Origin of the sequence: Vibrio sp. Vb0304, assembly GCF_033338995.1 — a bacterium.
GTDB classification, from domain to species: Bacteria; Pseudomonadota; Gammaproteobacteria; order Enterobacterales; family Vibrionaceae; genus Vibrio; species Vibrio alginolyticus.
In genome coordinates this window covers 105382-130411 of the sequence record NZ_JAWOTT010000004.1, presented here as the reverse complement: position 1 = coordinate 130411, position 25030 = coordinate 105382, and the positions used below count along the sequence as shown (strand labels likewise).

17 protein-coding genes are annotated in these 25030 nt (G+C 45.5%); 6 read left to right on the top strand and 11 right to left on the bottom strand.

Annotated features, from left to right (window positions below; all coding sequences use genetic code 11):
- Positions 1-36: 36 nt before the first annotated feature.
- The 6 genes from R7P35_RS08585 to R7P35_RS08560 all read left to right on the top strand — a co-directional run bounded on the left by R7P35_RS08585 (position 37) and on the right by R7P35_RS08560 (position 6111).
- On the top strand, positions 37-405 hold the full coding sequence (locus R7P35_RS08585; protein WP_054579081.1) for a YacL family protein: 369 nt from the start codon (positions 37-39) through the stop codon (positions 403-405).
- Between the two features lie 188 nt (positions 406-593).
- Positions 594-932: a P-II family nitrogen regulator gene (locus R7P35_RS08580; protein WP_005386570.1), complete on the top strand. Its 339-nt coding sequence runs from the start codon at positions 594-596 to the stop codon at positions 930-932.
- A gap of 27 nt (positions 933-959) precedes the next feature.
- Positions 960-2189, top strand: coding sequence for an ammonium transporter (locus tag R7P35_RS08575; protein WP_047102648.1), 1230 nt, complete (start codon positions 960-962; stop codon positions 2187-2189).
- A 152-nt stretch (positions 2190-2341) separates the two neighbouring features.
- Positions 2342-3355: a Fe(3+) ABC transporter substrate-binding protein gene (locus R7P35_RS08570; RefSeq protein WP_005386566.1), complete on the top strand. Its 1014-nt coding sequence runs from the start codon at positions 2342-2344 to the stop codon at positions 3353-3355.
- Positions 3356-3454: 99 nt separating this feature from the next.
- Entirely contained in the window at positions 3455-5080 is a 1626-nt protein-coding gene (locus tag R7P35_RS08565) for an ABC transporter permease (protein WP_170890512.1), read from the top strand.
- The gene (locus R7P35_RS08560) at positions 5080-6111 is read left to right on the top strand and encodes an ABC transporter ATP-binding protein (RefSeq protein ID WP_005380055.1); all 1032 of its coding nucleotides are present in this window, start codon (positions 5080-5082) and stop codon (positions 6109-6111) included. Before R7P35_RS08565 ends, R7P35_RS08560 begins: the two co-directional genes overlap by 1 nt.
- A gap of 157 nt (positions 6112-6268) precedes the next feature.
- On the opposite strand, the gene R7P35_RS08555 is transcribed toward R7P35_RS08560, so the two are convergent.
- From R7P35_RS08555 to R7P35_RS08505, 11 genes are all read right to left on the bottom strand, one after another.
- Positions 6269-7681 (bottom strand): phosphoglucomutase/phosphomannomutase family protein, encoded by a 1413-nt coding sequence (locus R7P35_RS08555; RefSeq protein ID WP_025768194.1) that lies wholly within the window; start codon positions 7679-7681, stop codon positions 6269-6271.
- Positions 7682-7806: 125 nt separating this feature from the next.
- On the bottom strand, positions 7807-10215 hold the full coding sequence (locus R7P35_RS08550; protein WP_025768195.1) for a GH36-type glycosyl hydrolase domain-containing protein: 2409 nt from the start codon (positions 10213-10215) through the stop codon (positions 7807-7809).
- 84 nt (positions 10216-10299) lie between these two features.
- Entirely contained in the window at positions 10300-12219 is a 1920-nt protein-coding gene (locus R7P35_RS08545) for a beta-N-acetylhexosaminidase (RefSeq protein WP_025768196.1), read from the bottom strand.
- 8 nt (positions 12220-12227) lie between these two features.
- Positions 12228-13118, bottom strand: a complete 891-nt coding sequence (locus R7P35_RS08540; RefSeq protein WP_318091979.1) for an N-acetylglucosamine kinase — start codon at positions 13116-13118, stop codon at positions 12228-12230.
- A 2-nt stretch (positions 13119-13120) separates the two neighbouring features.
- Positions 13121-14860: a glycoside hydrolase family 9 protein gene (locus R7P35_RS08535; RefSeq protein WP_053306756.1), complete on the bottom strand. Its 1740-nt coding sequence runs from the start codon at positions 14858-14860 to the stop codon at positions 13121-13123.
- A gap of 63 nt (positions 14861-14923) precedes the next feature.
- Entirely contained in the window at positions 14924-15919 is a 996-nt protein-coding gene (locus R7P35_RS08530) for an ABC transporter ATP-binding protein (protein ID WP_005380041.1), read from the bottom strand.
- 47 nt (positions 15920-15966) lie between these two features.
- Positions 15967-16950, bottom strand: coding sequence for an ABC transporter ATP-binding protein (locus R7P35_RS08525; RefSeq protein WP_213904899.1), 984 nt, complete (start codon positions 16948-16950; stop codon positions 15967-15969).
- A gap of 2 nt (positions 16951-16952) precedes the next feature.
- Positions 16953-17978: an ABC transporter permease gene (locus tag R7P35_RS08520; protein WP_054730004.1), complete on the bottom strand. Its 1026-nt coding sequence runs from the start codon at positions 17976-17978 to the stop codon at positions 16953-16955.
- 2 nt (positions 17979-17980) lie between these two features.
- Complete coding sequence (locus tag R7P35_RS08515; protein WP_318091976.1) at positions 17981-18967, bottom strand: ABC transporter permease; 987 nt, start codon at positions 18965-18967, stop codon at positions 17981-17983.
- A gap of 170 nt (positions 18968-19137) precedes the next feature.
- Positions 19138-20820, bottom strand: coding sequence for an ABC transporter substrate-binding protein (locus R7P35_RS08510; RefSeq protein WP_005380037.1), 1683 nt, complete (start codon positions 20818-20820; stop codon positions 19138-19140).
- A gap of 782 nt (positions 20821-21602) precedes the next feature.
- Positions 21603-24989, bottom strand: a complete 3387-nt coding sequence (locus tag R7P35_RS08505) for a response regulator (protein ID WP_318091973.1) — start codon at positions 24987-24989, stop codon at positions 21603-21605.
- Between the last annotated feature and the right edge of the window lie 41 nt (positions 24990-25030).

Here is a 25030-nt window from a genome sequence, read left to right as displayed (position 1 = left end):
TACTCGCACCAAATTGATACGAAATAGGCAATCTCGGTGGAATTTGAATTCATTCGTAACACGTTGATGGGCGAGTACTACGTAAAATGTAGCATGGGACATGAGATTGTAGGGCGCTGGTTGCAAGAAGAAATTGGCAAAGATCCGATGAAGATTGCACAAGTTGAAAAGCTAATTGAGCGGTCATTTTTAGCGCCTTCTCAGGAGCATAACCTAACAGGCACGGAAATTAGCTTGATGATTCAGGGCGACGAAGTTCTTGTACAAGAAAACGCATTAGCCCATGAATATGATGTCGAGATGGAAAGTGAGTTCGACTTCTACAATGCAGAAAGTACAGCAAGTTGTGGGATAGAGGATTTCATGGCACTTATCGAACAGTGGAAAGACTTTTTGAACATTTAATGCACAGTTTTGGGTAACTTCTCTGCCGTTGCTTTAAATTTGTGAAAAGGGCGCACCGATATGGTGCGCTCTTTTTGTTTATAGATATGTAAATTGAGGTTAGCTTTTATTATTCAATAACTTAAAAACTTGGCACGTAGATTGGATTATAAGAAGTGTTTCAGGATGAAAGCTTCGGAGATAACTCAATGAAAATAATCAATGCCATTATTAAGCCGTTTAAATTAGACGATGTACGAGAAGCATTGGCTGATGTCGGTATCGAAGGGATGACAGTATCAGAAGTTAAAGGGTTCGGTCGTCAAAAAGGTCACACGGAATTGTACCGCGGTGCAGAGTATCAAGTCGATTTTCTACCAAAGGTGAAAATTGAAATCGCGACTCACGCAGACAATGTAGATCGCGTTGTTGAAGCAATTACAAAAGCTGCGCAAACCGGAAAAATCGGCGACGGTAAAATTTTTGTTTACGATCTGAACCAAGCGGTGCGTATCCGAACTGGCGAAATGGACGCAGAAGCACTTTAAGAATTCAAAGGATTGGAGATACTTATTATGGAATTAGCAACAACAGTAACCGAGTTACGTTACGCACTTGACACCTTTTTCTTCCTCATTTCCGGTGCGTTGGTAATGTGGATGGCAGCAGGCTTTGCGATGCTAGAGGCTGGCCTTGTGCGCTCTAAAAACACAACAGAAATTCTTACGAAGAACATCTGTTTGTACGCCATCGCATGTACGATGTTTCTGATTGTCGGTTATAACATCATGTATGTCGATAATGGAGAAGGAGGCTGGTTACCTTCATTTGGTACGTTAATTGGTACTCAAGGTGAAGGGGCCGACCACTCTTTAGAGTCTGACTTCTTCTTCCAAGTTGTCTTCGTTGCAACTGCCATGTCCGTCGTTTCTGGTGCGGTAGCTGAGCGCATGAAGCTTTGGTCTTTCTTGATTTTCTCTGCGATTTTAACAGCGTTTATCTATCCAATGGAAGGTTACTGGACATGGGGTGGAGGCTTCCTAGCAGAAGCTGGATTTAGTGACTTTGCGGGTTCTGGTATCGTACATATGGCAGGTGCTTCTGCTGCTCTTGCTGGTGTGTTACTGCTTGGCGCGCGTAAGGGTAAGTACGGTAAAAATGGTGAAATCTATCCGATTCCAGGTTCTAACATGCCTTTGGCAACGTTGGGTACTTTTATCCTTTGGTTTGGCTGGTTTGGATTTAACGGTGGCTCTCAGTTGATGGTTTCAGATTTTGAGAATGCTACAGCGGTAGGTCAGATCTTTCTAAACACTAACGCAGCAGCGGCTGCCGGTGCAATTGCGGCGCTATTCGTTTGTAAAACTACTTGGGGTAAAGCCGATTTAACGATGATTCTCAATGGCGCGCTAGCTGGCTTGGTTGCCATCACTGCAGACCCTCTATCGCCATCACCACTGTACGCGGTTGCGATTGGTGCGGTGTCGGGTGCACTAGTTGTATTCAGTATCATTGCTCTAGATAAACTTAAAATTGACGATCCAGTAGGTGCTATCTCAGTTCACGGTGTGTGTGGTTTCTTCGGCCTAATGGTAGTGCCACTGAGCAACGGTGATGCAACGTTTGGTGCACAGCTTTTAGGTGCCGTAGTTATCTTTGCTTGGGTATTTGGTGCCAGCCTAGTTGTGTGGGCAATCTTGAAAGCAACCGTTGGGATTCGCGTTACAGAAGATGAAGAAATGGAAGGTATGGACATGCATGATTGTGGTGTTGGTGCTTACCCAGAGTTTGTTACGGTGAAATAATCATTAGCTTGTAATAAATGGTTACACACTTAACACAATAAAACCTGCTCCGATGAGCAGGTTTTTTAATATTCGTCATTGTCTTCTTATTGAACATACATATAATAACGCAACTGATAAACGTTATCATTAGCATGGTAAAGGATTAAACAATGAAAAAACTGCTAACTCTTTCAGCACTAACTTGCGCTACTCTAGCTCCAACAGCAATGGCTGCTGAAGAAGTGAACGTCTACTCTTACCGTCAACCTTTCCTAGTTGAACCTATGTTCAATGAGTTCACTAAAGAAACTGGTATCAAAGTAAACGTAAAATTTGCTAAAAAAGGCTTAGCAGAAAAGCTAGCTCAAGAAGGTGAGTACAGCCCTGCTGACGTTATTCTTACGACAGACATCAGCCGTCTAGCTGAACTGACAAACAAAGGTTTAGTTCAGAAAGTCGATAGCAAAATCATTGAAGAAAACGTACCTGCTCAATACCAAGATAAAGAGAATGAGTGGTTTGCTCTAACTCTACGTTCTCGTAGCGTTTATTCATCACGTGATCGCGTAGGTAAACTAGGCGCAGATTTCAACTACGCAGACTTAGCTAAGCCAGAGTTCAAAGGTAAAATTTGTACTCGTAGCGGTAAGCACCCGTACAACGTTTCTCTAGTTTCAGCAATGATTGCTCACAATGGCGAAGCAGAAACCAAAGAGTGGTTAGAAGGCGTGAAAGCAAACCTTGCTCGCAAACCACAAGGCAACGATCGTGCACAAGTTAAAGCGATCAAAGAAGGCCTATGTGATGTTTCTCTAGGTAACAGCTACTACCTAGGTAAAATGGTTAACGACAAAGAGCAAAAAGCTTGGGCTGATGCAGTTTACATCAACTTCCCTAACCAAGAGACTACAGGCACTCACGTGAATATCTCTGGTATGGCGATGGCGAAGTACTCTCCAAACAAAGACAATGCTGTGAAGCTAATGGAATTCCTAACGGGTGACAAAGCGCAGCAAATGTACGCAGAAGTTAACTACGAGTACCCAGTTAAAGAAGGCGTGAAGCGTTCTGAGCTTGTGGAATCTTGGGGTGACTTTAAAGCAGACAAGCTTTCTCTAGACGATATTGCAGCCAACCACGAAGCGGCAATTAAGCTATTAGATGAAGTGAAATTTGACCTTTAATTCCTTGTGGGGGTATAACAGTACCCCCATTTGATTAAAGGATATGAGATGTATTTGCAACAGCATTTGTATTTCATACAGCCTTGCAGTAATTAGGCGATGAAAGATAAACACTCTTTATGGAAAACCAGTAGTGGGGTAATAACTCTGCTACTGGTTTTGCCGATCTTAGCGATCTTCTACACCGCAATTGGTGAAACGGATGATTTGTTTGCTCATTTAATGGCAACGGTCATGCCGACTTATATTTTTAACACGGTTGCGCTAACTGTTGGCGTAATGGTGCTGTCCTTAATTCTTGGTATTCCAAGCGCTTGGATAATGGCCATGTGTAAACTGCCGACCGAAAAATGGTTGCAGTGGGCATTGGTGCTACCTCTTGCAATGCCAGGTTATATCATTGGTTATATTTTTACTGATTGGTTTGATTTTGCAGGCCCGATTCAGATCTTTTTGCGTGATGTAACCGGATGGGGACCTGGCGAGTATTGGTTCCCTGACATTCGTACGTTGCCTGGTGTGACCTTTGTGTTGGCTTTGGTGTTGTATCCTTACGTGTATTTATTGTGCCGGGCTGCGTTTATGGAGCAAAATGTCTCTTTATTGCAAAGCGCGCGTTTGCTCAAGTGCTCTCCATGGGAAAGCTTTTGGCGCATCTCGATGCCGTTAGTAAGACCCTCTACCGCAGTAGGTTTATCATTGGTCGCAATGGAGACCATCGGTGACTTTGGTACGGTAAGTTACTTCGCGGTGAATACGTTAACCACAGCGGTCTACGATACTTGGTTGGGGTACTCTAATCTTAATGCGGCAGCCAAGATTTCTGCCATGATGCTCGTCATTGTAGTACTGCTTCTTAGTGCCGAACGATACAGCCGCCGTAAACAAAAGCTTTTTCAAAGCCAATTTAACAGTCACGAAGATTTTCGTTACGAGTTGACGGGCTGGAAAAAGTGGACCGCACTGGTTTGGTGTTGGGGCTTGGTTTCAGTCGCTTTTATTTTGCCGCTACTACAGCTGATTGATTATGCGATCACTTATTTTGCGCAGAGTTGGACCTCAGAGTTTCGTGAATACGCATGGAATAGCTTAGTTGTGTCTGTTATTGCTGCGATTATTGGTGTTGCTGTCGCACTGATCGTTAACTTTACCCATCGAGTCAGTGGTAAACGAGAAAGCTTGGCATTTATGCGTCTTTCTTCTATGGGCTATGCAGTACCAGGAACGGTACTAGCCATCGGTGTGATGGTCGCTGTGCTGTTTATGGATCATCGTGTCAACGATGTTGCTAAAGCCATGGAGTGGGGAAGGCCGGGACTTATCTTTTCTGGTTCCATGTTCGCACTAGTATTTGCCATGGTTGTGCGCTTTTCCGCGGTAGCGATTGGTAGTATCGAAAGTAATTTAAATAAAATTTCTCCGTCGTTAGATATGGCATCGCGCACTATGGGTTGTAAGCCCAATGCCATGCTGTGGCGCGTGCACTTTCCGCTGGTTAAGCGCGGTGCACTGATTGCGGCTTTATTAGTGTTTATCGAGTCGATGAAAGAGCTTAATGCGGCTTTGTTACTTCGTCCGTTTAACTTTGAAACACTAGCCACATACGTTTATAACTTCGCCTCGGATGAGCATTTAGAATTGGCCGCTTTGCCAGCGGTTCTGTTGGTTCTTGTTGGGTTGATCCCGCTTGTTGTTGTTAACCGTTCACTGGAGCAAAATCACTGATGAGCTGTGCATTATCAATTAAAAACCTAACGTGCCAATATGACGATCAAACTGTACTCGAATCATTGTCTCTTGAGGTAGAACAAGGGCAGATTGTCTGTTTGCTAGGAGCCAGTGGCTGTGGGAAAACAACACTATTAAAGGCCGTTGCGGGATTATTGCCGTTAACGTCAGGCGAAATGAGTCTAAATTGCGTCACAATTGATGATGGGGAAAACTGGTTGCCGCCAGAACAGCGTAATATCGGGATGATTTTCCAAGATTACGCACTTTTTCCTCACTTGACGGTGGAGCAAAACATTGCCTTTGGCTTAAAGCAGTGCTCGACAAAAGAGAAAAATGCCAAAGTTCAAGAGATGTTAGAACTCGTGCATCTTCAAGGTTATGGCGATCGTTATCCTCATCAATTGTCTGGTGGACAGCAGCAGCGTGTTGCGATTGCTCGCTCATTAGCTTACAGCCCAGACTTATTGTTACTTGATGAACCGTTTTCTAATATTGATACGCAAGTTCGCCATGAGTTGATAAGTGAGATCCGTAAGATTTTTAAGGCCCAAGGTGTGACTGCCATTTTTGTTACGCATAGCCGTGAAGAGGCTTTTGCTTTCGCCGATAAAATGGCAGTGATGAACAATGGAGTCATCGAGCAATATGGCACAGCATCTGAGCTTTACTACCAGCCTTCAAGTAAATTTGTCGCTGATTTCTTAGGTGGTGGCAGTTACCTTGCTGCTAAACGGGTTTCGAATTCAGAATATGAAACCCACTTGGGCGTGGTTGAAGCCACGGCTCAACAAGATATTCCAGTACAGGCGGAGTGCTCTTTACTGCTAAGACCGCAGCATGTGCAAATTCAATCCGATGAAGATAGTTCGGTAACCGTATTGGAACAGCATTTTATGGGTGATCACTGCCGTTATGTGATTAACGCGAATGGTGACCGTTTGTTAGCTACAGCTTCGCAAGCATTAAATATAGGTGAGTCCGTCGCGGTGAAAATTGAAACGCAAGGCGTCCTGGCATTTGCTTAACGCTCCTGAGTATCTTTTCTATCTCGTTTACGACTTCCCAACATACAATAAAAAAGCCCGGCTGTGGAGCCGGGCAAGTGCTCTTCTCCTGTTGATGAGCGCCTTTTCAGACAGCGTTGACTCTCATCATAGTGCTCGAAGCGGGCACAAGGTTCAGTTATAAAGACAAGAAGTCTTTAAACTGTTGAAGAACACGTTCCGCAGTGTCCTTATCTTGCATCTCTGCAAAAATTCGTAGCAGTGGCTCAGTGCCAGAGAAGCGAGCGATGATCCAACCGCCGTTCTTGAAGTAGACTTTCGCACCATCTTCATAGCTGACTTTTTCGATTTCAAACTCGAACTCAGGCAACTGCTTTTCAACATAAATCTTGTTGAACAGTACGTCTTTTTGCGCTGGTTTGAACTTGCAATCGCCTTCTGCCATGTAGGCATAGCCGTACTTGCCGTAGATTTCATCCAGCAACTCAGACAGCTTCTTGCCGGTTACTGAAATCATTTCTACCAATAGGCTTGATGCGAATACGCCGTCTTTACCTTTGATGTGGCCGCGAATGGTTAGGCCACCAGAGCTTTCCCCGCCAATCAGTGAGTCATCCGCTTCCATTTGGGAGCTGATGTGCTTAAAGCCTACAGGAACCTCAAAGCATTTCTCGCCATGATCTTCGGCGACTTTATCGAGAAGGTGGGTGGTTGCGATGTTACGTACCACGGAGCCTTTCCAGCCTTTGTATTCAAGTAGGTAGTAGTAAAGCAGCAGTAGCACTTCATTTGGATGAATGAAGTTACCTTTTTCGTCGATAATACCAAGACGGTCCGCATCGCCATCAGTACCGATGCCAATATCGTAACCTTGCTCTTTCACTAGGTGCATCAAACGGTAGAGTGTTGCAGCGCTTGGCGAAGGCATTAACCCACCGAAATCTGGGTTTTTGCCATCGTTAATCACATCAACGTCACAGCGGCCGTTGATTAATACGGTTTGCAGTGCGTTTTTCGCGACACCAAACATTGGGTCGATCAAAACACGTAAATTCGCCTTCTTGATCGCTTCGATGTCGATAAAGTCGATGATTGAGTCAACGAATTCGTTCATCGGATTGATGATTTCAATCAGCTTATCTTCAACCGCTTGTTCAAAGTCGACGCTTTTTACATCGTGCGCAGTGAGCGCGTCTATTTGTGATTCGATTTTTTGGGTGATGATTTCATCTGCGTCACGACCGCCTTCAATGAAGACTTTAATGCCGTTGTAATCGGCAGGGTTGTGTGATGCGGTAATACATGCCGAGTATGCGCAGCCCATTTCTTTCGCTTTAAACATTACGATAGGTGTTGGGACAAATTTGTCGATAAAGCTAACCACAATGCCGTTTGCTGCTAGAACTTCAGCGAACCAACGACCTGCTTTATCGGAAAGAAAACGACGGTCATAGCCAATCACAAAACCGCGATCAGCAACCGATTCGTTATTCGTGATGTTTGCAACTGCTTGAGCGACCAAACGTACATTATCTTTGGTGAACTCCTCACCGATAAATGCACGCCAACCGCCTGTACCAAATTTGATCATGATTCGATCCTCGATAAGAGCGGCATCCCACCGCGTCTTAAATCTTTGCTAGCGAACCGATGCACTTGTAAAACATAAATGCACCGGATAAATCAAAAGGGGAGAAGGACTCCCCCAAAAGATGATTAACCTAGAGTAACGATAACTTCGTTTACTGAACCTTCCGCTTGAACTGGGACAGAGGCACCATTCACTGCATCACCGTTCACAGTAATCGACTTAACGCCTTTGCTTACTGAGTCTGGGTTAACTACTTTGATGTTGTACGTTGCACCTAGCCATTGACGAGTCACTTCGAAACCAGGCCAGTTCGTTGGGATACATGGATCGATAGTTAGGCCATCGAAGCCTGTACGCACACCAAGGATAAAGTTGGTAACAGCGAAGTAAGCCCAGCCAGATGTACCTGTTAACCATGGGTGGTTTGCACGACCGTGGTCTTGGTGGTCACGACCCATGATGAACTGTACGTATGAGTAAGGTTCTGCAATACGTTTTTCGATGATGTCGTTCTGGTTGTATGGGTTAAGTGCATCGTAGAACTTCATTGCACGATCACCACGACCCAGTTTCGCTTCAGCTACCCAAGCCCATGGATTTGGATGCGAGAAGATCGCACCGTTCTCTTTTACGCCTTGGTAAACACGAGTTACGAAGCCGATATCATCATTCGGTGTTGCAAAAGATGGTGAGTTTAGGTGAAGGCCGTATTCAGAGAACAGGTTCTCATCGACAGCGTCCATCGCTTTTTCGCCGCGCTCTTGAGATACCGCACCAGAAAGTACCGCAAGTGTGTTTGACTCTAGGTGTACACGACCTTCTTTTTGTTGCGCTGTACCGATCTTTTCGCCGTTTTTCGTTAGACCACGGATATACCAGCCGCCTTCTTCGTCCCAAAGGTGGGTTTCACACGCTTCACGAACGTTTGCTGCCATCACCGTGTATTTTTCAACGTCGGCTTCTTTCCCTAGGTATTTAGCTAGGTCGATGAACTCCTGCAGTGCCCAGAAATGTAGGAACGACACCATTGACGATTCGCCGCCACCTAGGTTCAGACAGTCGTTCCAGTCTGCACGCAGACCTTTACAGATACCGGTTTGACCTACGTATTCAGCCGAGAAGTCTAGCGCGGCTTTCATGTGGTCATAAACCGTTGCATCGCCACCGTCGGCGTAAGGGATCACTTCGTCGAAGAAGCTGTGCTCACCGGTTTCCATCACGTACTTACAGATGGTTGGAACTAGCCATAGGTGATCATCAGAACAAGTGTCTTCGATGCCGTGAATTTTGTCTTCATCAGAAGGTGTTGGAACTACGGTTGGAGATTTAGATGGTTTAACATCCGCTTTTTCTGGATCAAACCAATCTGGATCGAATAGGTGTAGACCGTAGCCCGCTTTTACTTGGCCGCGCAGTAGGTCAACGATACGTTTGCGCGTCATTGCTGGGTTAGCGTGAGGAACTGAGATTGCATCTTGCGCTGTATCGCGGTAACCAAGACCAGTACGGCCTCCCACCTCGATGAATGAAGCAAAGCGAGACCACACCACACACGTTTCCGCTTGGTATAACGTCCAAGCGTTGATCATGGTATCTAGACCTTCGTTTGGTGATTTCACTTGGAACTTGCCACAGCGCTCATCCCAGTGTGTTTTGATACCCGCAAATGCGTTGTCGACTTCTGCAAGGTCTTGGTACTTAGCACGTAGACGCTCACCGTTGCCTTTACCGATACCTAGAATGTAAGCAAAGCGAACTTCTTCACCCGGCTGAATAGTAAATTGCTTATGCAAAGAGCCACAGTGGTTGTAACACGTTTGTGCTGTATTGAAACACTTACCTTGTTCTACCGCTAACGGGTTTGCTTCGTCACGGTATAGGCCTAGGAAGCTGTCACGTTGGCCGTCGTATGAATCTGGGTCAAATGTTGAAGCTAGGTAGTAGAAGCCTTCGAAATCGTTGGTGTTGTAGTACAGGTCGTACTCTATCACGCCTTCGTTGTAAGCCGTACCTGCCGAGTACAGAGACATCTGATGGTTTTGGTTATCAGATTGAATGTGGCTGAATGAGAACTCAACAAATGAGAATGCACTGATCGTACGTGGTTTGTCAGAGGTGTTTTTAATCACTACATCCCAGATTTCAGCGTCTTCGCCTTTTGGTACGAATAGCGTCTTTTCAGCTTCAATACCGTTGTACTCACACTTAAATTTAGAGTAAGACAAGCCGTGACGAACTTCGTAGTTTGCTTCGTCTAGGCTCTTCGCAACTGGTTGCCAAGAGATTGACCAGTAATCACCTGTCTCATCATCACGCAAGTAAACGTAGTGTCCTGGGCGATCGAATGTCGCATTTGGACGGAATTTAGTAACACGGTTGTATTCTGGAGAGTTGTAGAACGAGTAGCCACCCGCGTTGTGCGAGATAACCGTACAGAACTTCTCAGTACCTAGGTAGTTGGTCCATGGTGCTGGTACGTCAGGGCGAGTGATGACGTATTCGCGATTCTCGTTATCGAAATAGCCGTATTTCATTTGTGTCTTTCCTTTTTACGAAGCTGCATCAGCAGCCAAAATTTAAAAACTCTTCAAGCGTGATGTTTCGACATCAGTTTTGTATTACTTCCACGGTTTACGGTAATTCACTCCCTGCAAATCAAGCAGAGGTAGATGGCCTTTCAAGCGTGATAAATAGTCGGTCCAATCTCGGTGTTGTTTGTCTGTCCAACATGCTTCTGCCATTGCAGTTAAACGAGGGAAGATCATGTAGTCCATGCGAGGTTGGTTATTGATAATTTCGCACCATAATGCTGTTTGAATGCCCCAAATGCGCTTACGTATTGGGTCGTCGGCAGGCACTTCAGCGAGCGGCTCGTAGTTGTAAGCTTTTTCTAGTGGCAGTGGGTTTGCCCAGTCCACGCCCGGTTCTTCAGGTGCGTAGTCTTGGGTCATATCTAGGTAAGTGGTTTGTGCTGGTTGCAGCACCACATCAAAGCCTTGGCGAGCACAGTTCAAGGCCGCTTCTTCGCTTAGCCATGAGTAGATCACCGTATCTTTACTGACTTTGTCGCCGTGTTGAGCTTCTTCCCAGCCCAGCATGCGTTTGCCCAATTTACGAAGTTTGTCTTCGGCATAACGTAAGAAGTGTCCTTGCAAATCTTTGTAGTCGCTGTAACCCAGTTGTTCCATTAGTGCTTGGCATGCTGGGCTTTTTGACCATACGCCGTTAGGTACTTCGTCGGCACCAATATGAACGTAAGGCGCAGGAAAAAGTGCAGAGACTTCTTCTAGCACTTTGTCGATAAATTCATAACTCCCCGGCAGAGCAGGGTTAATGACGTTGTCGTTGTAATGCTGAATACTGCGGTATTCGGTGGTATCTTCCGCTTCTACCAATAGGTGTGGTAACGACTTGATGGCGGCTCGGCAATGACCAGGTACATCAATTTCAGGAATGATGGTGATGCCGCGTTGCGATGCAAATTCGATAACGTCTTTGATGTCTTCTTGCGTGTAGAAGCCGCCGTAACGTTCATCAAAGTGCGTGTACTGTGGTTCATTGATCTCATCCAATCCGCGCCAAGCACCAATATCGGTCAGTTGAGGCAGTGATTTGATTTCAATTCGCCAACCCTCATCGTCGGTAAGATGCCAATGGAACGTATTGAACTTGTAATGAGCCAGTTGGTTGATCAAGCGTTTGACTTGCTCAACGGAGTGAAAATGACGAGCACAATCCAGCATCATACCGCGGTAACGAAAACGTGGCCTGTCCTTGATTGAACAACAAACTACTTCCATTGAGTTAGGTTGATCGCCAACTTTGATTAGTTGTAATAACGTTGCACAAGCATGGGTAAAACCAGACGAAGATCCTGCTTCAATTTTGATTGACTCTTCGGCTACTTTCAGTTTGTAAGCGCCTTCATCCAAGGTTGGGTTGCCTTTGAAGATGATCTGACTGCCATTGTCTGATGCGAACTCAAATTGGTGAATGCGCTTAAGCTCTTCAAGTAGCCATTCTTTAGCTGAATTGGCCAGGCTTGAATAAACCGCGACGCCAGCATGATGATCAAAGCTAAAATAGTGATCGCTGACCTCAATATGGTTTGGTTTTGGCAGCAAGGGCTGTGCATGGGTTAAACTTGCCGGAATCTCACTGCGTTCACGGTATGGTGAAGCTAATACGATAGGCGTGACATCCACTTGTGCGCGCTGTGGGTTTCCATCAACGACAAAGTTGATCATCGCTTCGTTAAAGCCATCCGAGTAATAACGGAATGGGTTCGAACCAATACTGAATTCACAGTAATAGTGATGGTTGGCAGCCAGTACCAGCCCTTCTGGCTTAAGTGTGCAAAAACTACCAATTTGAGTCAGTTGACCATTTGAAACGCTGTCTGGAAGAATGTAACGATCGAAAGCGAAAGTTAAGCTCCAGCTGTTTAGGTCTTGGTCGCTCAAGTTATGAAAGGTGAGGCCAAAGCGGCAGTTTTGTTTCTGCTCAGAAAGGACCACGAGATCAACACGATATTCCATATCTACTCCTACGCCGCACTGAGCGAGTAAAGGTTATGTTCTGGTTTGCCAGCAAACATAATTGCGCCTTCAATCGCGTCAAACTGTGGCTCAACAATCCATTGCTGAACTGGTGGTGAGAGCCAACGTAAAATGCGTTCAGCAATGCTACCCATTAAACAAATACGTGTTGCGCCGCGCTTGTTTAATGCCACGAGAAACATTTCTATATCCGCTGCGGTTTGCTTCAGTATTTCAATGGCCAGTGCATCGCCTTGTTCCGCATGTTGGAAAATAGCCGGAGAAAACTGCCCATAATCACGAGGAAGCGCCTGTTTTGACCACGCCACCACGTTGTCGACCTCATTTTCGAAATGCGTCATAAAGTGTTGTGCTAGGGGCGTTTTTTCTCTGATGCCATCTTCAGCTAACAAAACTTGCTGAACTAGGCGTAGCCCCATCACTGCGCCGCCACCTTGATCCGAAATAGGGAACTCACGACCACCGACAACGTGTTGCTCCAATCCTTTAAGGTAAATGCCACAAGAACCGGTTCCCGCAATCATGATTGCGCCATCTTCGCCATTGTGCGCACCAACGCACGCACCGTAAGCATCGGTATTCAGAGTTATACTGGCAAATGGATGAGGAAGAGACATGAAGGCTTGCCAAGATGCTTTGTGCTCTGCGCCAGCAAGGGCTAAGCCGACGTGCATCGACGCGAAATCTTGTTGTGTTAGACCGCCTTGCTCGGTAGCCGAAGTGATGGATTCAAGAATCGAAGCCATTGCTATTTCAGCACCTAGCATGATGTTGGCACTGCCGCTTTTGGCCTCGCCAACAAAATTACCTTGTGAATCTTTAATCCTGGCTCGACATGACGTGCCGCCACCATCGATACCGGCAAAATACATTCCCATGATTATTCTTCCTTCATATTTTTAGAGGTCGCCAACTGAGAAACATGCTGAGCTTGACTCATTATCGCGAGTAAGTACCAAGCGCCATGCGGGAGCCATTGTTCGCCCCAGCGCCAGTTTTGTAACACGTCTTCTTTTTGTGCTGGTGGGTTAAATGCAATGTCTTCCTCGTCTTCAAAGCCGCCAGTGATTCCGTTACACACGCCACCTTTTGCGTTGAAGAAACCATATTGAGGGAGGTAATCAGGGTTGTTACGACCATGGCCATCTAGCATGCACATGTCGTATGGGTTTAAGCCTACAACCCAGTTCAATGCATCTTGAGCAAACACAGAAAGTTGTTGCTGTACTTCTTGCGACGCTATATGCGGTTGAGCAAGGTACGCCATGGTCGCGATTGAGCCCAGTCGAGCATTCTCGCCTTGCCACCAATAGCCGGATTCATTGTTGTGTGCGACAAAAAATGCCTCGCGTTTTGACTCATTTACGCCTTTAACATATTGGCGAGGGTAACCGAATGGGTTGATCACTTTATTCGATATTGTGATCTCAAACTCACACGCTAGGTTGACGATACGTTTTACCGATTCCGCTCGTGCTGAGTCGTCTTCAATTGATAGATATTCGCATAGGGCAATAACTGGTAGACCAGCTTCGGCTGCGTGAAAATATGGACGGCTGCCGTCTTGGTTTGCTGACCAAAAGTGTTGAATCTGCTCGTCGCTCATTTGGCGTGCAACTAAACGTTGCGCCCACAAACGGCTCTCTTCCAAGTAGCGAGTTTCTTTGGTTGCTTTAAACAGTTCTACACAAGCCAGTAGCGCACAGTATTCGTCGATAATGTTTTCTTCCCCATCATTGAGGTACTGCGTATTGTGCTCTTTTAAGTGCCAGTAACCATTTTCGGCAGCGTTGCGGTATTTTTGTTGATCGTATTCACCGTGAACACTTAAACGCGACGCTGCCGCTAGCGCTGCAATGGCGACACCGCCACCTTGTCGAAAGCCTGCTTGATAGTCGTCAAATTTGTGACCAAGTTGAGTTTCGTACGCGCAAATCTCGCGTTGCGCAGTATCTTTGCTCCACTTGTCAAAGACCGTCATGTAGAAAAAGCCTTTTTCGTTTTGCATACGCACAAGAAAGTCTGCACCGAACAGGGCTTCTTCAATCAGACGTGTACGTGTGAAAGCTGTAATGTCTTCGCTTCCTTCAAGCAACGAAACCCCTTTTAGGATGTTCCAAACCACCATTGGGGTTTGTTGAGGATTCAAATAATTCGCGTATGAAAGGTGACTTAAATACTTGCTAACGTCTCCTGATGCGTCGTACCAGCCGCCGTGTACATCAACCTTTTTATTGGAGTTTAGTACTGGAAGTTGTCGATCTTGTTGATCGAAGATTCCGCCGCAACGTTGCGATTTGAAATAGTGGATCACATCTGACAAAGTTTGATCCAACAGAATGTGTTCGCCAACGATGAAAGAGGAAGAGCGCGTATCTTCTACTTGCAAGAAATAGTCACCTGACGTTGTGAAAGAGGAAAAGTCGATGAGGTAGAAATAGCCCTGATGCCAGTTCGCCACTTTACCTTGTTCTTCAACCGCAAAAGTTGCCACGGTTTGCTCGCTAGTGGCACAAATCAATTGAGCAGTGTAAGAAGACAAGTGTGGTTGTTCGGTCTGGATAATGGCTTTCTTTGGGCCCAGACGTTCATAACCAATGTGGTTAGTCAGTAGCAGCATTCAATGTCTCCGGGAAACGATAAAAACAGGAGTGGGTCAGGCTGAACCTGACCCTCGTTATGATTAATCTTCAAATAAGTAACAGCGGACAAAGTGGTTGTCGGACAGTTGAGTGACGCCTGGTAGTCGTTCGCGACATTTGTCGGTAGCGTGTACACAACGTCCAGCAAATGGACAGCCGACAGATTCTGGTGTCCAAAGTGGGATTTCCCCTTTGTTGCCTTTCAGTTTCTCGTGAATAGACTTCGATGGATCTGGAACCGCAGATACCAACAGTTGCGTATATGGGTGTTGAGGGTCGTGAATGATTTCTTCAGTATCGCCCCATTCAACCATGTGACCTACGTACATGACCGCAAGATCTTCAGCAATGTAACGCGCTGTTGCGATGTCATGAGTGATGTAGAGCAGAGACATTTGTTTTTCAAACTTCATCTCTTCCATCAAGTTCAAAACGCCAGCGCGGATCGATACATCGAGCATGGATGTTGGCTCATCCGCCAAGACTACTTCAGCTCCAACCGCGATGTTACGAGCCAGGTTGACACGCTGACGCTGACCGCCAGATAGCTGGTGCGGGAACTTTTGCGCCGTTTCTTTTGGTGGAATAAGACCAACTTGTTCAAGTAGGTCGTACACACGCTCTTCCAGTTCTTTCTTGTTGCCCGGTGCTACTTTCTTATGAATCAGCAGCGGGCGCGCAATATGGTGGAAGATATTGTGCGTTGGGTTTAGCGAGCCAAACGGGTCTTGCCACACCATTTGTACACCTTCACGGTAGGTCATTAAATCGTGACGAGAGGTGATGTCTTGGATATCACGACCTTTGTATTCAATGATGCCATCGGTTGGTGCGTACATTTTTGCAATCATTTTTGCAGTAGTAGACTTACCTGAACCAGATTCACCTACCACTGACAAGCCGCGGCTCTTGTACATTTTGAAAGAGACGTCGTTGATTGCGCGCATCTTAGATTGTTTGATTGAGTTACTGTTTAAAGGGAAGTCCTTAACGACATTTTTACCCTCAATCAGCAGTTCGCCGAATTGTTTGCTCATAATTCTCTCCAGTGTAATTTTTGTTCTTAGCTAGTGTTTTTTTGTTGTTAAACCTTAGCTTGAGCAATGGTGTCGCCGTACAAATGGCAATTTGAGAGGCGACCTGGTTCAATTTGACGTAATTGGGTTGGTACACGTGTACATGCTTCATGTACGCGGTCGCAACGAGCTTGGAAGCGGCAGCCCTGTGGTACTTCTAGCAAGTTCAACGGGTTACCTGGAATACCAGTCAATTTGGTCTTTGGTCCAGTTAGTGGAGGGAAAGAGCTACCCAAACCTTTGGTGTAAGGGTGGTAAGGACTTTCCAGAATTTGCTTAGAAGGCGCGACTTCAATCAACTCACCTGAGTACATGATGCCGATACGATCCGAGAACTCGACCATCAATGACAAGTCATGTGTGATGAACAGAATTGAGAAACCAAACTCTTCTTTAAGCGCGTAAATTTTTTGTAGAATTTCACGTTGAACCACTACATCCAATGCGGTAGTCGGTTCGTCCATGATGATCATTTTTGGGTTCAGAGCCAAAGCGATTGCGATTACTAGACGTTGACGCATACCACCAGAGAACTGGTGCGGGTAATCACTCAATCGGCTAGGGTGGATATCAACGATTTCCAGCAGACCTTCAGCGCGTGTTTTTGCTTGAGCGCGAGTCATATTGGTATGACGCATGATGACGTCACAGAACTGCTCTTCCATGGTTAGAACAGGGTTCAAAGCGTTCATCGCACTCTGGAATACCATCGACATTTCACTCCAGCGGAACGCTTGCATGCGATCATCGCTGTACTGAAGGATATCTTCACCGTTGAAGATCACCTCACCACCTGTGATAAACGCTGGCGGCTTATGAAGGCGCATTAGTGAGAAGGCAACAGTGGATTTGCCACAGCCAGATTCACCAGCCAGACCGAATACTTTACCTGGTGCAATGTCGAAGCTCACGTTGTTACAGGCGCGGACATCGCCCGCGTCTGTGATGTAGTCTACGCATAGGTTACGGATGGAAATTAGTGGTGCAGTCATGATTATTTATCTCCGCTCCATAGTGCATTTTGTGGTGCCAGTTCAGGCTCACGTTCTTTCTTGTCTTTTGCTGCTAGTTTTTTCCAGCGTTTCATGCCTTTGTGAGAACGAAGTTGAGGGTTCGCAATTTCGTCAACGGCAAAGTTCAACAGAGCAAGACCAGTAACCAGTAGTGTTAGGGCAATACAAGGTGCTAGTACTTCCCACCATGCGCCAATCAGCATGGCTGATGAGGTTTGCACGTTGTAAAGCATGATGCCCCAACTGATCGTGTTGGCATCACCCAAACCTAGGAACGAAATGACCGCTTCAGTGTTGATCGCCAGCATTACTGAGCCAATGAAGCTCGCACCGACAATTGGGATAAGGTTTGGTAAAATCTCAACGAAGATGATGCGGAATGAAGACTCTCCCAATACTTCGGCAGCTTTAACGAACTCTTTCTCGCGTAGTGCCATAGTTTGAGAGCGGACAACACGTGCACCCCATGCCCAAGAAGTACCAGCGATAATCAAGGCAATGGTGAGTGGGCCTGCTTCACCGATAAAGGCCGCCAACACGAATAGCAATGGATACTGCGGAATTACTAACATGATGTTCATCGCGGCACTCAATACGTCATCCACTTTGCCGCCGAAGTAACCTGCCGATATACCAATGACTGTTGCTAAGAAGCACACTATGATGCCAGCGCCAAAGCCTACACCCAGTGATACTCGTGCACCGTAAGCCACTTGCGACCAGATATCGCGACCCATTCGGCTAGTACCTAATACGTGGTCGGCCTTTTTAGACATAATCAGCGTACGACGATCGTCTGCTAGGTTTTTAGCGACCCAACCATCAGGATTGTTTTGTGCCTGTTTTACAACAAAGCTTGGGTATTCGTGTGGGTTACCGGTTCGCTTGTCTGGCGCATGCTTTGTAAGTAAAGGAGCGGCGATCGCAACGAATACGAATACGGTAACAATACCAAGACCGATTCGAGCGAATGCGTTACCTAAAATAAGTTTGAATAGTTCTTTCATGATTATTTGCCTCCCGTACGTAGGCGAGGGTCTAGAATCATGTACAGCATGTCAGCCATTAAGTTGAAGCACAGCATGAACATCGTCATGATAATTAACTGACCTTGAAGTACTTGGTAGTCACGAGCGTGAATTGCGTTAAGTAGCACGGTGCCTAAACCTGGGTAGTTGAAAATCATCTCGATGATCAATTGACCACCAATGGCCATACCCAAAGACATAGACAGTGCGGTAACACTTGGAAGTAGTGCGTTACGTGCGGCGTAATTAAAGACGACGCGGTTTTCACTCAGCCCTTTACCTTTAGCCATCGTGATATAGTCTTCGGCGAGAAGGTTGATCATGTTGTTACGCATGTTAACTAGGAAGCCACCAATTTGAACGATGGTTGCACAGAATAGAGGTAGTACAGCGTGGTAACCCACGTTCTTGATGAACTCCCAGCTTGTCCAATCAGGAATAGTACCTGGCGTGTAAGCATAGCCAGATGGGAACCATTTCAGGCCAATCGCAAAGGTAAACAGCGCTAACATTGCGATAACCATTTGTGGAATAGCTTGAATGATCAATGTGCCAGGCGTTATGAATGCATCGTACTTACTACCGCGCTTCCAGGCGGCAAAAATACCAAGGACAGAAGCGATGGAGAAAGAAAGTACAACCGCAGTACCAGCTAGAAATAGTGACCAGCCAAATGCACTACCTAGTAAAGAATTAACTGAAAGTGGGTAGAACTGGATTGAGGTGCCCAATTCCCAACTTAGAATGTTTTTAATGTACGAGAAGTACTGAATGTAAATTGGCCCATCAACGAAACCGAGCAGTTCTTTCATTGCTGCGATTCGTTCTGGAGTCACCTGTACTGAAGCATTAGCAAACATCATGGTAACTGGGTCACCAGGCATTGCTCGCGGAATAATAAAGTTTAACGTCGCTGCAACTAAGAGCGCGACAAGATAGAACGACAAACGTCTTAAAAAATAACCCATAACTCACACCTTACTCACCCAGATTTTTTCCCTGTTTCTGGTTTCAGGTCGCTCCTAGCGAAATTTAGAGCGAAAAATCCCCTGACGACGAGCGCCACATATTGGTTTCGTTAACAAGGGATTTTTATAGGCGGCACACGGGATGTATGCCGCTTGAAATGAACTTCTACTTATTTAACTGGTTTTAGGTCCAGTACGTGAAGTAGACGCTCTGGGATACCTGCCCAAATGTTTGGACGGCCCTTAGGGTTTTCTTCGTTCCACCAACCAGTGAAGCGAGTTGTGTTGTATTGGTACATGTACGCGCCAGATAGCACAGGAATAGTTACTTGGTCCTGAGCAATGATCTTCTGAATGCCATGAGCGATCTCTAGCTGTTCTTGCTTATCTGCTGTCTTGTAGAAGCTGTTAAGAAGACCGTCTAGCTTATCGTTCTTGTAGAAGTGCATTGCAAAGCGAGGCATGCCGTCACCAGCTTGTAGCTTCGAGTTGTAGCCACTATCCCAGTACAAGTGTGGATCTGCACCGTGGAAGTAGTTGGTGTAAGCAACGTCGTAAGTACCTTCTAGCATTGCTTGGTTGTATACCGAGAAGTCTGGTGTACGAGCACGAGCTTTAATGCCCACTTCTGCTAGTTGCTCAACGGCTAGTTGTACTGTGTTGTTGAAGTCAGTCCAACCGTTTGGTGATTGAATTAGGAGCTCGAAAGACTTGCCAGATGGTGTATCCACAAAGCCATCTTTGTTTACATCTTTGAAGCCAGCTTTAGCTAGAAGCTTTTTCGCACCTTCCGCGTTGTATGTGTTGTAGCCCTTGTACTTGTTGTGCGTCTCTTCATCAGACCAAGCTTCGAATGCGTAGCCAAGGCCAGATGCGAAGTCGTTCACTGTACCGCCGCCGTAGAAAGCGATATCAATGATAGTTTGACGGTCTAGCGCCATAGAGAACGCACGACGGAAGTCAACGTTAGTTAGTGCTTCGTTTTTCGCAGCGTCTGGGTTTTTGAAGTTCACTACAAATGCTTGAGTACCCGCTGGTGGGTACCAGTAGTGGTGATTCGGACTTGCTGCAGCGTACGTACGGTCGATGTCTGGTACGAATGAAGACGTCCAGTCCATTTCGCCGTTAACGATTTTGCCCAAGAATTGGTCGTTGTTCGCGATTTGTGGCACACGCAGACAATCTACATCTAGGTTGTCAGCATCCCAATAATTCGGGTTCTCACACTGGATATATAGCTGCGGTGTGAAAGTGTCGATTTCAGTAAATGGACCACTGCCTACTGGATTTTCGTTTGTGAATGTTGCTGGATCTTTTACTTTGCTCCATACGTGCTTAGGTACGACTGGTACTTTCGCAATTTCGTAAGGAACGTTTGAGTTTGCTTCGCTTAGACGGAATTTAACTTGGTAGTCGTTAACTTTTTCTACGCCAGTCACCCAAGAGTTGATACCAGATTGGTCTAGCTCTGGCTTCTCTTTAACTAGGTTGAAAGAATAAACAACATCATCAGCGGTAAACGCTTTGCCATCAGACCATTTTACGCCCTTACGGATATCGAAGGTTACGCTCATCAGGTCATCAGCCATGGTAAAGTTTTCTGCTAGACGAAATACAGGCGTGTTACCGTGCATTTCGTTAAAAACAACGAGCGGCTCGTAAATAAAGTCGGTTGTTGTGTGCAGGTTAGTTGCACCCAAGAAAGGGTTAAAGTTACGAACGAAAGTTGTAAACTCTTTAGGGTGGATAGTCAGTTCACTGCGTTCAGCCGCAGTAGCTACCGATGCAAAACCTGTAGTAGCCGTTGCAATAATTGCTGTTGCTAGTGCTGTTTTTTTAATATTGGCAAGCATAGCTGTTCCTTACTATTTGCTTTCATTTCACTAAATGGAATTGAATGTCATCAATTGATAAACACTCTCTAAGACCTACCTCTTGTACATGCCTTACTCATTACAACATTGAGTTTCGCCAAGAGTGGCCTGTAGGCCTTAGGTAGGAGTAAGAAAACACCTTATCCATAAAATAATCAAACTTGATTCCCGTTAAAAACGTTAAAATCTCTGAGCTCTCCGTTATAAACGTTATTTTGGCTAATTTTAACCAGCATTGGGCCAAAAAATAAACGTTGATATGCGTCGCAGTTTATATCCTTGTTAATAATAAGTGTTGGTGATTACTAACCTGCTGGTCCTTTTTAAATATACGTTTCCTGCTTGTTTTCTAGGTTCGGAGATCTCGCTCACATGCAGAAATGGTGTTAATTAATCAGCTAAAAATTAATCTGCCGTTCTGTTGTGATTAAGTTCGCAATCTCTATCAATAGTTCGTCAAAATCCGCTTGTTATCTGAAAAATGGCCTTTTTTATCGACAGTTTTCTTCCGTTTGTTGTCCTTTTTTTATTATATGAATGAAGTTTTTTCGGTTGCTCGAACTTACCTAGTTAAGACAAGTTAAATGGATAAGGTCGTACGTTTTGAAGACCAACAATAGATAGCGTTGTCTAACCGAATGTTCGTTATTGGAAATATGGTAATGGGGTAGGAAGAGGCGGTCTCTTTTATCTCTAGGAAGGGAATACTCGAATAACAAAAAAGCCCAGCATGCACGCTGGGCTAGTTTTTTTGATAAATATTAGCTGGTCAATAGTCGCTGTAGTTTATCTCGTTGTGCTTCTATGTATGCTCTCTCGGGGCTCTGTTCTTTGCAGTGTTCGAGAATGAACTCTATCGAGCTTAGCACCGTTCTCCAACGTGGTGTTTTGGGTAATGTTTCTATACGCATGTATTTATCTAAGGTGCGTGTTTGTAAAGTACTTCGGTCTAGATAAACGCGCCACAAGCCACTTTGCTCTGCAAATGCGAATTTACTTTCACCCGATACAGATTCCCAATACTCTAAAGCATGTGTCATTGCGTCGACTAGAACTTCCCGCATAAGTTCTTGCTTGTCCTTTTTATTACCGAGTGCTTTGTCTGCAAGGCGCGTAAATTCTCCGCCAAGCTCTTTTAGCTTTTGCAATTGGTCTTTGTCACCATCAAATGCATAACTTGAAAGCACTTCTACGGCGGTTTCTAGATTATGTATGCGAGCGGCACTGGCTCCACCGCCGACATTAAAGATGTACATGATATCTAACCCTGAACCTTCAGGGAGCTTAAGAATGTCTGCTTCGATGTTCTGACGAATATCTTCAATATAGATATCAATCTTTCCACAGTAATGAGGTTGTTTGACGGTTAGATATTTAGGGGCAATCAGCTCATCAGCAGATGAGCGCTTTAGCTGTTCTAAGCTGCGCTTGAATAGCTTACAAGCAGCTTCGTTAGCAAAGCGAATACGCTTGTCTTCACGTAGACAGATGATAGCTTCAGGAGCCGATTCTAGCTGTTCCAACAAACGACCTTGAGTCTCAAGTAAGCTTGCTTCAACGACTGCTCGCTGTCTAAGTTCAGACTCTAGCACTTTGTTTTCCATATGGCGCATTTCTGCTTTACTTGCCGTTAAATGCGCTTGGATACGTGCCGCCAACTCTTGTTTATTAAATGGTTTCGATAAATAGTCGTTGGCTCCTGCTTCAAAACCTCTTACACGATCTTCTGTTTGACTGAGTGCGGTGAGCATAATGATTGGCAACTCGGCATGATCATAGGTTTCACGTAGTTCACTACAAACTTGGTAGCCGCTCATGCCTGGCATCATGATATCCAATAACAGAAGTTCCGGCTTCTCTTGCTCGACGAGCGCTAACGTTTCTGGCCCATCGGAGACGGTACGCACACGATAGCCCTCTAAACGTAAAAAGCTTTCAAGCACGCGTAAGTTTACTGGTTCATCGTCAGCAACATACAGTAACGGGCCGTCTGGGTTCTCTGGAAGTGATAAGTCTTCGCGGTTCTCTACATTAACTTCAGGGATTTGGAAGTGTCCGTGCGCAGCTAGAGTCTGGGTTGCTTGGATTTCTTCTTCACTGGCGAGCGGTAAAGTGAAACTGAAGGTAGTTCCGACCATTGGTTGGCTACTGACGTATAACGAGCCTCCCATTAATTCGATCAATTGACGGCTAATGGAGAGCCCAAGTCCTGCACCTTGACGATAACGGCTCGCGTCTTGCCCTGCTTGGATGAGTGGTTCAAAAATATGTTCAAGTTGTTCTGCGGGAATTCCTTGTCCAGTATCCACAACTTGTACGCGTACATGATCATCTACCACATTAGCGGAGATAACAATTTTACCTTCTGAGGTGTATTTAATCGCATTGCCAATCAGGTTATATAGCACTTGTTCAAGGCGTTGCGGGTCAGCTGACACTGCTTTTAAACCCGCTGGGACTTGGTTGATGATGCGGATGGTTTTACTTCCGAGTAAATGGCTAGAAAGCTCTAAAACCAATCGTGTTGCACTGCCCAAACTCACTGCTGATTTCTGGATATCCATGCTTCCATAACGCATTTTATGATAATCCAACAAGTCATCGACTAGATTAGCGAGACGCTGACCACTTTTAATGATGATATCAAGCTGATATTTCTGGCTAGCGGGGATCGCACCATTGGCGCCGGACGCTAAGGTTTCAGCAATCCCGACCATGCCGTGTAACGGTGTACGAAGTTCATGAGAAGTCGTGGCTAAGAATTCATCTTTTAATTTATCGGCCAATTGCAGTTCTTCATTCTGTTTTTGAATGATCTGTATGTTGCTTTCTAGTTCTTCATTTTGCTTCTTAATGGTTTGAATCTTCTCTCGAATAGAGCGTTGCATTCGTTCAAAGCTTAACGCAAGCCGACCAATTTCATCTTTACGAACCGTATTAAAAGACGTGTCATCAAGATCCCCTGCAGAGACCTTTTCGGCAACCCAAGTCAATTTCAGCAACGGAGAAGTGATAAAGTTTGATAAATAGTGAGAAGCTATCACCACAAGGATAATGGCGATCAACATAGCGATAACGAATAGTTTTTCGAGTTGATGGATACGAGCGAAAGCTTCGTTTTCTGGTAACTGTACGACGAGCGCCCAAATCACACCACGAGTTTCAATCGGTGCATAAGCCGCGATGATTTCTTCACCTAAGCCGTTCGTGTAAGTGCCGACACCAAACGCACCAGAGAGTGCTTTATCGATCACTTCTAAACTGTTCTTAATGTCGTCTTGTTTCGTGTTAATTGTGCGAGGTTGGTGATCATTTCCAACCAGCAGGGTGTTAATGGATGACTCTCGATTAGCGTCTGCGGCTAACTTAGTGATGCCATTATTTGGCAAGCGGAACATGGCATAGCTGTGTAGATAACCTTGCTGAACAATTGGTGCACCTAGCCAAGCGACTGATTTACCCCCTTCCAGCTCGAAGTCAGACACAATCACAGGAGTGTAGTCTTCGTTTACTTTTCGACGTTCAGTCACATCATCGGCGAGACGCTTGAAAGTTTTGCCAAGTGCCGAGTCTTTGTAGGGGCCTGATAACAAGTTCGTTCCGTAGTTATCGTCTTTGTTGATCGAGTAGGTGACGTTACCATTGATGTCGACCAGCAAAATGTCATTAAAATCAGAGCGCTTGAGGAGCTCCAAGTAGGCCCAATGATAGCGTTTGTGCAAAAGTCTGTAACGTTCACTTCCTACATAGTTGGATGACTCGGGTAACGTTGAGGTTTTGATTTGGTCTCCGCTGCCCTCGATGTAGCGCTGTTGGGCGTTTTTACGAGACTCTTCAATATCATTGCCTAAACGACTAAAAGCATTGACGAGACCGTAGAATCGGCCACCACTGGCGTAAGCCAACTCTGAGCGCACAAAGCCCATGACTTCGGTTTCTCGTGCCTCAAAGTAGTCGATGATTTGCTGCTGTTTTGTATCTCGAACAGACAGTAAGTGCGAGGTGCTTTGTTCTTGCAGATCTTTACTGTGGGACTGCAAGAAAAAGATCGCAGTAATGGTAAGAGGTGTGATACTGAGCACCAGAAATGCGGTCATCAGTGTACTCTGAAGGCGCTTAAATTTCTGTTTTTTGTAGAATTTAAACATGGATAAGATTACAACTCATAATGGGCAGTTCTAAAACATAC